Here is a 13,043-nt window from a genome sequence, read left to right as displayed (position 1 = left end):
GAAAAGTGGGTTATCAAGCGAGGATTGAAGGAGCTTACTAGAGGTAAGTGACTGAAAATCCGAGCGTAGATTCCCGCTTTTATCGCCAAAAGCTGAATGCCCATCCAAAGAGCCGTTTTCCTGTGTCTCACTCCCCACCTCTATATACACGAGAATCGTATTCCTAAATTTTAGCTCCCCCACAAGCGCGCGCGTATGAGAATCTAGCTCACTTAGAGAGCCCACCATCTCATCAAAAGGCGCGGTGGAGATGATGATATCGCCTGCTACCTCCCTGCGCCCCTCTTGTGTTTGCACCACGATGCCTCTCGCCTTTTTGTCTTTTGTGAGGATTTGTAGCACCTTGGTATCGCAGTGGATCTCTCCGCCTCGCGCCAAAATCTCGCGCGCCATATTTTCATACACCACGCCCGCCCCGCGCTTTGGGTAGCTAAACTCATCGACAAGCGTCTTGTGCTTTTTGCTCCTATCGCCAAAAAACGCGGACTTTACCGCCTCATAGAGATTGAGCCCCTTTATGCGCTGTGCTGCAAAGTCAGAATCTAGCTTATCACAAGGTATCCCCCAGAGCTTTTGCGTGTAGGATTTGAAAAATATGCTATAGAGCCGATAGCCAAAGGCATTTGCCACCCAAGATTCAAAGCTATCGCCCTTAAAGGGCTTGATTTTTGCCTTGAGGTAGCTTAGAGCGCACAAGCTAGATTCTATGAAGCCTAGTTTTAGGAGCGCATCAAAGCCGCGCAGGGGATAGTAGAAAAACTTTTTGTTATAAAAAATCCTTGTCAATCGGCGCACCTGCTCGTGCTCACCGCGTGTGTGGGCGAGCCAAAAGTCGTTTAAGCGCGCATCTTTGCTAAAAAATCTATGAGGTCCCACATCGACAATCTGCCCAAAGAGCCCAAAGCTCTTGCTAAGCCCGCCCACTTGTGAATCTGCCTCAAAAATCTGCACTTCATAGCCAGATTCTACTAGCACGCGTCCAGCACTTAGCCCCGCTGCACCCGCCCCGATGATGAGGACTTTTTGTTTTTTGTTCATAGTTGCTCCTTTGGTTAGTATCTTTGATTGCTATGCCAGCGGTATGCGCTGCGCAAAATCGCCTCGAGTGTGAAAAAGCGCGGATTCCACCCTAGGATTTTGCGCGCCTTTTGGGAGTCTCCTACGAGGATGGCGGGATCACCTGCGCGCCGCGGGGCGCGTGTGTAGGGGATTTCTGTGCGGGTGATCTCCTCTGCTTTGTGCAGCACCTCTAGCACGGAAAAGCCCTCATTATTGCCGAGGTTAAACACCTCGCTTGTCCCCCCAGCGCGTAGATACCGCCACGCTAGGATATGCGCGAGGCTCAAATCATCGATATGGATATAATCCCGCACGCACGAGCCATCTTTGGTGGGGTAGTCTAGCCCAAAGACTTCTAGTTTAGGGGCTTGTTGGGGCTTTTTGGCGTTTGACTTGTGGGCTAGGGGCGCGGTGTGTAGGGCGGCGCGTAGGATTAGGGGGATGAGGTGCGTCTCGGGATTGTGAGACTCTCCGATATCAAAGAAGTTGCTCGCCCCCGCGGCGTTAAAATAGCGCAAAATCACATAGGAGAGGTTGTAGGCTTTGGCAAAATCCTGCAAAATCTGCTCAACCATCAGTTTAGAGCGCCCATAAGGGTTTATGGGATTTTGGGGGTGGGATTCTGTGATGGGGATTTGGAGAGGATTGCCATAGGTGGCGCAAGTGGAGCTAAAGATGAGAGAGCGGCAGCCAAACTCACGCATCACAGAGAGGAGATTGAGCGTGTTGGCGACATTGTTTAGGTAGTATTTTTGCGGATCCTGCACGGATTCGCCCACATAGGCAAAGGCGGCAAAGTGCAGCACGCACTCGATAGGATAGGTGGCAAAAATCTGGCGCAAAAGCTGCGTGTCGCACAAATCGCCGTGGATAAAGATCGTGGGCGGAGCGGAGTGGCTCTCGGGAGATTGGTTAGATTCTAAGCTAAGACTCGCCCCCCCCCCCATTTGTGCCTAAAAAGTCCTCTAGCGAGATTTGTGAGATTTGTGAATCTAGGAGGTTAGATTCTGCATTTGCGTTAGATTCTGAATCTGTATTAAATTCTAAATTTGTCCTAGATTCTAAGTTTTCTTGAGGCTTTGCACTTGGCTTGCCTGTAAAATTATCCTGTGCGGAGCACCCGTAAGAAGCGTCGTCGGGGGTTTGGGGGGTCAAAGGGGGGATAAGGGGAGCGACTTCGCAATTCGAGCCCCCTTGTCCCCCCTTGAAAAACACACCAGATTCTAAGAAATTAGAGAATATTCGTGAGGAGGAGATTTTAGAATCTAGATTCTGTCCCTTTAGATTCTCTGTGTTTATTTTGGTTTCTGTGTTGCCTAGATTCTGTATTTCCTCATTTCTTGGAATCTCATTCTCACGAATACTTCCTAGATTCTCTACATCGCTTGTTTTATGCGAGAGGGGGGAGGGGCGTGAATTGCGAAGTCGCTCCCTCCCCCCTCTCAACCTCTCCCCCCACCCCGACGACGCTTTTAAAGGGTGCGTTCCGCACACTGAATCTATTTCACTAGGCAAAGCCTTGCTAAGATTCTGTGGGGTGGTGGACTCTGTAAGTTTCTTAGATTCTGTATTTTCACTGATCTCCAACGCCTCTTTATGCCCATAGATAAGACTATCAAGCACGATAGTCCGCACACCTAATGCGTTGAGTAGGGCGTTAGTATGTGAGCCGATGTAGCCCGCCCCACCAGTGATAAGGATATATTGCATTTAGCTTCCTTGTCTGTGTGAGAGTCTTATGAGCATAGAGCCGGTGTTCGTGTAGATTATTGCATTTTGATCTATCTCATATACCAATGTCTCTAAATCACTTACCCATGGATCCTTAGGAAAGTGGCTAGCGAGAATCCACACATTTTGGCAATTATTCTCTGTGAGTGCTTGTCGTAATGAGGCAAGGTCAGCATCAAAGACTATATAAGGAAATGCGAGATTATCAAGTTTTGCATAGTAACTCAAAGCTTTTTCTGATGCTTTGTAAATGTATGCACAATCTTGTGAACTAAGATTTGTCGCTATTTGTGTGATAAAGGCATGTGTTTGTTGCGAATAGTGTGTGTTAGCAATCACAACTTTAGCATGTCTGTAAAATGCAGGTAATGTAAATATCACAATAAGACACAACATGCTCAAAATTCTAAAGATTCTAATATTTTTGTATCGTGTATATATTGCCCCCCCCCCTAAAGAGCATAAAAGAAAAAATATACTCGACATATAGAGTGAAAGTCTGCCACCGACGATACCATCATGCCCAAAGGGATAGATGCGCAGCAGCGAAAGCCCTACATAGATACCAAGCGCGCTGATTGTGACTATAAACAGATCCCTACGGATTTTATAAAGTGCCACAAGCCCCAAAAAAGAAAGTGCTATATAAAAAGGCACAACAAAGCCTCGCGCAAATGGCGTAAATCCAAGATAGATGTCTAAAAGCGTGTCTTTTATGTAGGCTGGGTATTCTAGTGGATTATGTGGCAAGAAAAATTTTGACCAATAATTATAAAATCCCTCACCAGCTTGGTGCTTGAGATACAAAAAATAATACGCCACAAAAAACACCCCAAGTGCGAGTATGGGCAAAGTGTTTTGTTTGAGAAATGCTTTGAGATTGTGTTTGCTCTGCCATGTGTAGCCTATGATGCACGCGATCGCAATAAAGATAATAGTATGTGAGAATAGCACGCTAACGCCACTGATGAGCAAAAATTTTGACAAAGGCATGCGCTTGATATACAAATACAGGAGCAAAAATCCACAAAACGCTTCAACGCCATACTGCTTAAACTCGGTGGCATAATACAGCAGCCCCAAGGAGCCGCACACAAGGAGCATAAACAGCGTTTGGCTAAAAGTATCGCGTAAGGTTTGAGAGATCTTATAAGCCACAAAGATCGTGCCAAGCGAGCACACAAAGGGTAAGAAATATAAGACATACTCACCCGCCCCAAAGAACTCATACAGCAATCTCGTCCAGAGCAAAAACCCAAGTGGCGCGCTTTGTAGCGAAGGAAGTGGCTTAGAGAGCATATCCCACAAAGAAATATTGGTGATAGAAAATGTGAGCATGGCTTCATCTAGCCACAGGTCTTTATGAAAAATATACTGATAGAATCTAGCCACTACGCTTGAGGCGATGATGCACACAAGAATGATTTTATAGATTTTAGATTCTACATCACTTACCACTTGGTTTTTCATCTCTCACTCCTATTTGGTAATACTCAAAGCCCTTAGATTCTAGATTTAGCGTGTGGTAGATATTGCGTCCATCAAAGATTATGGGGCTTTTCAAAAGCTTAGCCATCTCCCCAAAGTCCGGACTTCTAAACTCCCGCCACTCCGTTACTAGCACCATCGCATCGCAGCCTTTAAGCGCCTCATACTTGCTGCTAGCAAACTCGATAGAATCTAGCACATCACTAAGATAAAATCGCGCCTGCTCGCACGCCTTAGCGTCATAGGCTTGCACCCTCGCCCCGCGCGCGATAAGCTCACGGATAAGCACCAAAGAGCTTGCCTCGCGCATATCGTCCGTCTCGGGCTTGAAGGCTAGCCCCCACACGCAAAAAGTCCTGCCACGCAAATCCTCGCCAAAGCGTGCGCAGATTTTCTCTACCAAAAGCCTTTTTTGCGCGGCATTGACGGCGTCGATGGCTTGTAAGATTCTAGGCGTGTAGCCACAATCTAGCGCGACTTTTTCTAATGCCTTGACATCTTTGGGGAAGCAGCTCCCGCCATAGCCACACCCCGGATAGATGAAGCTATACCCAATGCGTGAATCTGAGCCAATCCCTAGCCGCACATCGTTGATATTTGCGCCCACGCGCTCACAGATTTGGCTCATCTCGTTGATAAAGCTGATTTTTGTCGCTAGCATAGCGTTTGCGGCGTATTTAGTCATCTCGGCAGATTCTATCCCCATAGCGATGAATCTATCGCTTTTAATAAGGAAGGGTGCATAGAGGGCTTTCATTATCTTTAGGGCTTTTGGAGAATCCGCGCCCACCACGACTCTATCAGGGCTCATAAAGTCCTTTATCGCCACGCCCTCTTTGAGAAACTCGGGATTGCTCACGACATCAAACTCCACTTTCGCCCCGCGCTTTTGTAGCCCTTGTGCGATGAGAGCGCGCACCTTTCTTGCAGTGCCCACGGGCACGGTGGATTTATCCACAATCACGGCGTATTCCTGCAAATGCGCGCCTATATCCTCTGCTACCGCCTCCACATACCGCAAATCCGCGCTGCCATCTTCGCCCATAGGCGTGCCCACCGCGATGAAAATCACCTCGGCATTGCTTAGAGCCTGCGATTTGTCGGTAGTGAAGCACAGATTGCCTCGCTTGTGGTTTTCTGCTACCATAGATTCTAGTCCGGGCTCATAGATGGGGATAATGCCTTTTGTGAGATTTTCGATCTTTTTAGAATCCACATCGAGGCAAATCACGGCATTGCCCATCTGCGCAAAGCACGCTCCCGCCACGAGCCCGACATACCCACTACCGATAATCGTTACACGCATAGCTTTCCTTATATTGGGATAAAGGCGCGGATTCTAACACACCCAAACTTAAAGTTGTGCTTAGAGCCCCTATCGTGGCTTGTAGCCTTCTTTGGGGCGACTACGCGCCTAAAGTCTAGAGCCTAGAATCTAGAACTAGAGCCCAAAAAACTCGCGCTCAATCGCGCTTATGCTAATCTGTCCGCTTAAGCAAAAATACTTGCGTAGCACGAGGATATTGAGCATTTCCTCGGTGCGCTTGTCTAAAAAGCGCGCACAGAATCTATGGGCATTGTGGATTATCTCCTCTGCTGCCTCTGTGTGCGTGCGGAAAAACTCAAACTTCTCCTCCACATCGGAGTAGTCATCAGCGATCTCGCAGTAATGCACATTTGGCTCTAGGGTAGATTCCATAAACCATGTTTCGTATTTGGGACGAGGCATCATACACAGCGAGTTGCTGCTAAGCACCCATTTGAGGTTGCTCGCCACATCATTGCCCTCTAGGCTTAGCAGAAATTTATAGGGCAAATGCTTGGCGATGGAGACTTTGGGCTTGAGATAGGGCGTATGCACGCGCGGATTGCCCGTGTGTCCGATGTCGCAAAATGGCGCGTCAAAAAACTTGTGCAAAAAGCGCGCTCTATGCTCCTGATAGCACGCCCCACGAAAAAATATCATATCTTGTTTGTCTTTGAATCCATAAGGATCTTTGATAAAGACAAAATGCCGATTTTGCGCGAGTTTAAGGAGGATAGAGTTTTGAGATGAGCGTATAGGGCGGGATTTGGTAATGGCGGGGTGCGTGAAGTAATAATTCACATCGCCAAAGCCATAATAGAGCTTTAAGTTTTGGTCAAAATAGCGCGCATACGAGCGCATATCGTAGTGGTAGGTGCTAAAGGCTCGCCATTTATAGCTATCCTTTATCCTGCCATAATGCGGCGCATAGGTGCCTAGCCGCTCGCAATGCTTTGGGCTCTCAAGGGGCGTGATAGCAAAGGGCGTGCTTATGCGATGATAGAATCTAAGGCGTGAGGAGAGAGAATCTAGTGCGCTAGAATCTAGGCGGGCAAAGAATTTGGCGATTTTAGATTCTAAAAGGGCGCGCGTGATGAGGCTTGGTGTGAGGATTTTTGCGATACTTGCGGTGTTATAGACAAATTGCGAAGCCATTTATGAAGCCTTATTTAAGAGTTTTAAGAATATCGTTGCGCGAGATACTCACGCGGGAGCATATGCTGCGCGGCGTTGATTACTTGGGGATAAAATCCCGCACTAAACCCTAGAGAAAAAAGCACATCAAGTGCCTCTAGCTGCAACGCGCTTAAAGTTATAGAATCTGCATTGGCATAAAGATTGAGATAAGTCTCGAGTTTTTGAGAATCCACTCTGATGAGGTTGCGCTCCGTGAGCATACGCGAGAGCAGGGGCTTATTATGCACCGCCACTTCCACAGCTTTGGTGAGCAGGGATTCACACTCTAGCGCGATAGTCAGCGGCAGGGAGCGACGCAGTGCCATACCGCCTAGGGGTAGCGGGAGATTGCGCTTATTGAGATCGCACCATATGTCCCATAGCTCGGCTTCTACCACGAGGCTTTCATCATAGCTAAGAATGGATTCGTGGATGAGCACGCCTGCTTGCACCTCGCCGCTTAGCACGCTAGATTCTATGTCAAGGAAGTTTTTATACACAATGCGCGCGTGGGGATAGGCGAGTTTGAAAAGCAGGGCATTAGTCGTGTGCGCGCCGCTTAGGGCGACTTTGAAGTCTTTTTTGAGCGTGGTGGTGCGCTTTTTGATGAGCTTGGGTCCATAGCCATTGCCAAAGCTAACCCCCGTGCGCAAAAGCGCGTAATCATCGCACACAAGCGGGTAGAGCGCAAAGGAGATCGCGCTGATATCATACTCCCCGCGCAAAGTCGCATCATTGAGCGTTTGTATATCCCTAGCGCACGCACTAAAGCGCACGAGATCTGAATCTATCCAGCCAAAATTGAGTGCGTAATACATAAACAAATCATCGGCATCGGGGCTGTGTGCCACACTGATATGGCGCGTTTTGAAATATCGTGGGTGGGCTTTGGTGTGGGTGCTCATCGTGGGACTTCCTCGCATTTTGGGCTTTTGGCGACATTGTAACAAAAGATAGCTTAGCCAAGTTTGTTGCGCAGGGCTTAAAGAAATTTTTCAAACTTCATAAGATACAATCGCGGAATTCAAAAAATCACTCAACTAAGGACAACAATGGCGATAGATGAAAAGCGGCAAAAAGCCATCGAGCTTGCGCTCAAGCAGATTGACAAGGCGTTTGGCAAGGGCGCGCTCGTGCGGCTTGGCGATAAGCAGGTGGAGAAAATCGATGCGATCTCTACGGGCTCGCTTGGGCTTGATATGGCACTTGGTATAGGCGGCGTGCCTAAGGGCAGGATTATCGAGATCTATGGTCCAGAATCTAGCGGCAAAACCACGCTCGCGCTCCAAATCGTAGCGGAATGCCAACGCAATGGCGGGATCGCGGCGTTTATCGATGCTGAGCACGCGCTCGATGTGTATTATGCTAAGAATCTAGGCGTAGATACGCAAAACCTCCTCGTCTCCCAACCCGATAACGGCGAACAGGCACTTGAAATCCTAGAGACACTCACGCGCAGCGGGGCGGTGGATCTCATCGTGATAGATTCTGTGGCAGCCCTCACGCCAAAGGCAGAGATTGAGGGCGATATGGGCGATCAGCACGTGGGCTTGCAGGCGCGGCTTATGAGCCACGCACTGCGCAAGATCACAGGCGTGCTGCACAAGATGAATGCCACACTGATTTTTATCAACCAAATCCGTATGAAAATCGGCACAATGGGCTATGGCAGCCCAGAGACAACCACGGGCGGTAACGCGCTCAAATTCTATGCGAGCGTGCGTGTGGATATACGGCGCATCGCCACTCTCAAGCAAAATGAGCAAAACATCGGTAACCGCGCTAAAGCAAAGGTGGTCAAAAACAAGGTGGCACCGCCATTTAGGGAAGCGGAGTTTGATATAATGTTTGGCGAGGGGATTAGCAAGGAAGGCGAGATAATCGATTATGGCGTGAAGCTTGATATCATCGATAAAAGCGGGGCGTGGCTCTCCTATGGCGATATGAAGCTAGGGCAGGGGCGCGAGAATGCCAAGGTGTTTTTGAGAGAAAATGCCGCGATCGCCCAAGAAATCACCAACAAAATCCGCGAACAAATCGGCGTGAAAGATGAGATACTGCCACTGCCCGATGAGCCCGAGCAGGGCGAAGCCTAGATTTATAGAATCTAAGCTCACTAGCGACATTATAGAATCTACTGAATCTAAGCACAGAGATTCAGGTAATGTATGCACGCGCAGCGGAGCGAAGTGGCAATTCACTTGCCACAAGCGGTATCAAGTTTGTGAAGCAAACTTGCATTAAATGATAGAATCCAAAACTAAATACAAGGAGCAAATATGGTGCATATTAGTAAGATTTATTCTCAAGAGGTGTTAGATTCACGAGGCAATCCCACTATCAAGGCGATTGTGGAGCTAAGCGATGGGACAAAAGAGAGTGCCATCGTCCCAAGTGGCGCGAGCACGGGCAAAAGAGAGGCTTTAGAGCTGCGTGATGGGGACAAAAATCGCTTTTTGGGCAAGGGCGTGCTCAAGGCTTGCGAAAATGTGGATCTTAGCATACGCGAGGCGTTGGTGGGGGCTAGTCCGTATGATCAGGGGCTTATTGATGCCACGCTCAAAGATCTAGATGGCACGCAAAACTTCTCTAAACTCGGAGCAAACGCCACGCTTGGCGTGTCTATGGCGGTGGCTAGAGCAGCGGCTAAAAGCCTGCACATACCGCTATATCGCTATCTAGGTGGCGCAAATGCCCTCGTGCTCCCGGTGCCTATGCTCAATATCATCAATGGCGGCAGCCACGCGGATAATACCGTGGATTTTCAGGAGTATATGATTATGCCACTTGGCTTTGATAGCTTTAGCGAGGCGTTGCGCGCAAGTGCGGAAGTGTATCAGTATCTCAAAAAGATTCTAAGCGAGCAAAAGCATATCACAAGCATCGGCGATGAGGGAGGATTTGCGCCCAATCTTACCAACAACGCCCAACCTATCGAAGTGATACTCCAAGCCATTGAAAAGGCAGGCTACAAGCCCGGCGAGGAGATAGCTATCGCGCTAGATGTCGCGAGCAGTGAGCTTGTCGATGAGAGTGGAATGTATAATCTCGCAGGAGAGGGGCGCAAACTAAGCTCACGGGAGCTTGTGGGCTATTATGAAGAGATGGTGCAAAAGTATCCGATCGTCTCCATCGAAGATGGGCTAAGCGAAGATGACTGGGAGGGCTGGAGCTATCTCACGCAGCGACTTGGGGATAAGATTCAGCTTGTGGGCGATGATTTGTTTGTGACTAATAGGAAAATCCTCGCACAAGGGATTGAGAAAAACATCGCCAATGCGATTTTGATAAAGCCAAACCAAATCGGGACTATCACGCAGGCTATGCAGGCAGTGCGCCTAGCCCAACGCAACGCGTATAAGTGCATAATGAGCCACAGAAGTGGGGAGAGTGAGGATAGTTTCATCGCGGATTTTGCTATCGCGCTAAATACTGGCGAGATAAAGACAGGATCTACTGCTAGGAGCGAGAGAATCGCAAAATACAATCGCCTCTTAGAGATAGAATCCCAAATCTCAAATAGCGAGTATCTAGGCGTGCAGCTTTTTAAAAAATAGCCTAAAGGGGCGGTATGCGCGAGCTTTATGAACAACCCTCAAAACTCAAGCGGTGGCTAGAAGTCAATAGAGGCTTTCTCATCGTCGCTGCGGTGCTCGCGGTGCTGCTAGCTTATAGCGCGACGCTACTTTTTGGCAATGCCTCGCTTCATACGCTTTTGAGCCTCAAAAAACAGCAAGAGAGGCTCATTCAAGAGGTGGATTCACTCCAAAAGCAAAACGCTAAGATTCAAAAAGATATTTTTGAGCTTAAAGGCTTGGAGCCAAAATGAGACTTGCTATCCTGCTTTTTGCATTTTGTGCCCTGCTCATAGCTAGAGAAGATCCCTTCGAGCCCTCTATCGCGCCTAAAGAGGGCTTGCACAACCAAAAAGATTCTAAAAGGGAGATTCTCCAAAGTATCGACATCGCCCTGCCTTCCACCGCGCGTGTGCTGCAAAAAGTGAGTATCACATACCAAAACATCGATGGCACCATAGCCACCAAAGAAATCGACATCAATCAAGGCATTGATTGGCACTATCCCCTTGAGCTTTCCCAAAAGGCTATCGGCAAGAGCTATGATAGAGAGAGGCGGCTACATATCGGGGAGTTTGAGCTCTATTTGGACAAAAATAAAGTCTTTATCGCCACAAAATACCCCAATGTGCGGCATTTTATCCTGCCTAATCCCTACCGCATCGTGCTAGATTTTGAGGGTATGGACAAGGCTATCAATCAAGCCCAAGAGCTAGAGGGCAAGTATGTGAAAAAAGTGATTTTTTCTAGCCACGAGAGCTTTTATAGAATCTCCCTCGAGCTTGATGGGCAATACGCCTATGAGCTTGCCTCGCAGCGCGATGGCTATATGCTGGAGTTTCACTAAGTGGCAAACATCGTGCTTATTGGCTTTATGGGGAGTGGCAAAAGCACTATCGGGGCGGCTTTGGCGCAGAGAATGGGGCGGTTTGTGATTGATACGGATTTGCTTATAGAATCTAGCACGGGGCAGAGTGTTGCTGAGATTTTTGCGCATAGAGGGGAGCAGGGCTTCCGCGCGTTAGAATCTAAGGCAATCGCGTGGCTTAGTGCCAATGTGTGTAATGCTATCATCGCCACGGGCGGGGGAATGCCGATTTTTAACGACATACGCCCTGTGGGCGAGATTTATTATTTGCAGAGTGATTTTGAGACGATTACAGCGCGCTTAGATTCTGCACAGCGCGCCAAACGCCCGCTTTTTAGCAATGAGACTAGGGCTAGGGAGCTCTATGAGGCGCGCGCAAAAGTGTATGCCAAAGTCGCGCAGCACACCATTGACGCTAACGCCCAGATTCCGCAGATTCTCACTGCTATCCTCGCGCATTTTGACGCTAAACACCCCGCTTAGAATCTCCTAATAAACCTCTCCCAAATCCCGCTTTTAAACACCGCTCCAAAGGCACACGCGCGCAAATAAGTCTCTAAGAAAATAATCCCAAACACAATGCGCACATCGCCCTGATACGCGACACACAGATACATCGGCACGATACGCAGCACCCAAATGCTCGTGGCATTAATCATCAGTGAGAGCTTCGTCGCGCCCACCCCGCGCAGAGCCCCATCGAGGCAAAAAATCATCACAAGCGGCACTTGAGAGAGCCCCACAGCGATGATATAATACAAGCTCGCGCGCAGCACGGCTTCTTCTGCGTTAAAGATTTTTGAGAGATCCACGCCCCATAGGCAAATCACAAGCCCCAAAATCCCCATAATCACGCTTGAAAACACCAAAAGCGTTTTTAAAAAATCATAGGCTAAGTCCATACGCTTTTTGCCTAGACTCTGCCCCACAAGTGCCATAGCAGCGACTTGGAATCCAAACCCAAAGGTTAGGATAAAGGCTTCGACTTTAGAGCCTATTTGGAATCCTGCGATCACATCCGCGCCATACTCGCTCATAAATTTTTGTGTGAGCACGAGGCTAAAGAGCGTCAAAAACCGCTCGATACCCGCGGGCACGCCAATGCTAAACATCGCCCTGCTATACTCCACCTTTAGCACAAAGGCAAACCTAAGCACGCTTTTGCGCCAATAAATCACGCCAAAAAGCAGCAACGCCTCAAGGTAGGTCACACACACATTGCACAGCCCAGCACCAAACACGCCTAGTGAATCTAGAGCAAAAATCCCAAAATCAAAGCCAAAAATGAGCACATAATTGAGCACGACATTGAGCGTGGTGGTGATGAGCTTGATATACATCACGCGCTTAGTATCCCCAAGGGCTGATAGTCCCGCTACACAGATGGTTTTTGCCATCAGTGCGGGGATACCAAACACGACAATCCCCAAATACTCTAGCCCCAAATGCTTTGCCTCGCCACTCACGCCCTTGCCCATCCAATCCAAATAAGCCTCGCTACACGCATACGCCAACACAAGCAGCGGGAGAGAGAGAATGAGCGCGATGAGGAAGTTATTGCCCATCACCTCTCTTAGCTTTTGACACTCCCTCGCCCCATAGAATCTAGCCACCTGCGCGCTTGTCCCGATGAAAAAAATCGCAGTGATAGCAAAAAGCATCATAATGTAGCTCATTCCCACATTGAGCGCGATGATATGCTCCTTAGAAAACTTCGAGACAAAATACATTCCCACCGTGATATTTGCCATATCTAGCAGGGAGTTCGCCCCGCTTGGCAGAGCGATAGCAGTGATTTTATAGAGCTTTTGTTTGAGCGAGAATGTGCGCATAGTTGCCC

General features: G+C 48.5%; 14 protein-coding genes. 6 read left to right on the top strand and 8 right to left on the bottom strand.

All coding sequences use genetic code 11. The features are described 5' to 3' along the window. The 7 genes from ACH2BK_RS06035 to ACH2BK_RS06005 form a co-directional block, all read right to left on the bottom strand. A partial coding sequence (locus ACH2BK_RS06035) for an FAD-dependent oxidoreductase (RefSeq protein ID WP_395002590.1) occupies positions 1 to 1,038 on the bottom strand: 1,038 nt, incomplete at its 3' end. 14 nt (positions 1,039 to 1,052) lie between these two features. Further along, complete coding sequence (gene galE, locus ACH2BK_RS06030; RefSeq protein ID WP_395002588.1) at positions 1,053 to 2,006, bottom strand: UDP-glucose 4-epimerase GalE; 954 nt, start codon at positions 2,004 to 2,006, stop codon at positions 1,053 to 1,055. Beyond that, a complete protein-coding gene (locus ACH2BK_RS06025; protein ID WP_395002585.1) occupies positions 1,984 to 2,769 on the bottom strand; it encodes an NAD-dependent epimerase/dehydratase family protein in 786 nt (261 codons plus the stop codon). Before ACH2BK_RS06025 ends, galE begins: the two co-directional genes overlap by 23 nt. Next, the gene (locus ACH2BK_RS06020) at positions 2,770 to 4,260 is read right to left on the bottom strand and encodes a hypothetical protein (protein ID WP_395002582.1); all 1,491 of its coding nucleotides are present in this window, start codon (positions 4,258 to 4,260) and stop codon (positions 2,770 to 2,772) included. Beyond that, positions 4,238 to 5,584: a UDP-glucose dehydrogenase family protein gene (locus ACH2BK_RS06015; RefSeq protein ID WP_395002579.1), complete on the bottom strand. Its 1,347-nt coding sequence runs from the start codon at positions 5,582 to 5,584 to the stop codon at positions 4,238 to 4,240. Before ACH2BK_RS06015 ends, ACH2BK_RS06020 begins: the two co-directional genes overlap by 23 nt. Positions 5,585 to 5,719: 135 nt before the next feature. Beyond that, a complete protein-coding gene (locus tag ACH2BK_RS06010; protein WP_395002577.1) occupies positions 5,720 to 6,739 on the bottom strand; it encodes a glycosyl transferase family 90 in 1,020 nt (339 codons plus the stop codon). Positions 6,740 to 6,762: 23 nt separating this feature from the next. Further along, positions 6,763 to 7,665 carry a menaquinone biosynthesis family protein gene (locus tag ACH2BK_RS06005; RefSeq protein ID WP_395002575.1) on the bottom strand — a complete coding sequence of 301 codons (903 nt, stop codon included), beginning with the start codon at positions 7,663 to 7,665 and terminating at the stop codon, positions 6,763 to 6,765. 147 nt (positions 7,666 to 7,812) lie between these two features. Between ACH2BK_RS06005 and recA the strand changes: the two genes are divergently transcribed. Genes recA through ACH2BK_RS05975 form a run of 6 tightly spaced genes read left to right on the top strand, consistent with a single transcriptional unit; the run spans position 7,813 to position 11,686 of the window. Next, positions 7,813 to 8,856: a recombinase RecA gene (gene recA / locus ACH2BK_RS06000; RefSeq protein ID WP_394997347.1), complete on the top strand. Its 1,044-nt coding sequence runs from the start codon at positions 7,813 to 7,815 to the stop codon at positions 8,854 to 8,856. Then, positions 8,810 to 9,004: a hypothetical protein gene (locus ACH2BK_RS05995; RefSeq protein ID WP_394997345.1), complete on the top strand. Its 195-nt coding sequence runs from the start codon at positions 8,810 to 8,812 to the stop codon at positions 9,002 to 9,004. Before recA ends, ACH2BK_RS05995 begins: the two co-directional genes overlap by 47 nt. Positions 9,005 to 9,039: 35 nt before the next feature. After that, complete coding sequence (gene eno / locus ACH2BK_RS05990; RefSeq protein ID WP_395002573.1) at positions 9,040 to 10,317, top strand: phosphopyruvate hydratase; 1,278 nt, start codon at positions 9,040 to 9,042, stop codon at positions 10,315 to 10,317. A gap of 14 nt (positions 10,318 to 10,331) precedes the next feature. Beyond that, the gene (locus tag ACH2BK_RS05985; RefSeq protein WP_394997341.1) at positions 10,332 to 10,589 is read left to right on the top strand and encodes a hypothetical protein; all 258 of its coding nucleotides are present in this window, start codon (positions 10,332 to 10,334) and stop codon (positions 10,587 to 10,589) included. Beyond that, positions 10,586 to 11,182: an AMIN domain-containing protein gene (locus ACH2BK_RS05980; protein ID WP_394997340.1), complete on the top strand. Its 597-nt coding sequence runs from the start codon at positions 10,586 to 10,588 to the stop codon at positions 11,180 to 11,182. The genes ACH2BK_RS05985 and ACH2BK_RS05980 overlap by 4 nt, the downstream gene beginning before the upstream one ends. Further along, complete coding sequence (locus ACH2BK_RS05975) at positions 11,183 to 11,686, top strand: shikimate kinase (protein ID WP_395002571.1); 504 nt, start codon at positions 11,183 to 11,185, stop codon at positions 11,684 to 11,686. Here ACH2BK_RS05975 and ACH2BK_RS05970 read toward each other — a convergent pair. After that, entirely contained in the window at positions 11,683 to 13,035 is a 1,353-nt protein-coding gene (locus ACH2BK_RS05970) for an MATE family efflux transporter (RefSeq protein WP_395002569.1), read from the bottom strand. The two genes, ACH2BK_RS05975 and ACH2BK_RS05970, sit on opposite strands and share 4 nt — an antisense overlap. Between the last annotated feature and the right edge of the window lie 8 nt (positions 13,036 to 13,043).

Origin of the sequence: uncultured Helicobacter sp. (assembly GCF_949282165.1) — a bacterium.
Taxonomy (GTDB): domain Bacteria; phylum Campylobacterota; class Campylobacteria; order Campylobacterales; family Helicobacteraceae; genus Helicobacter_F.
This window is presented reverse-complemented; position numbering and strand designations above follow the sequence as displayed.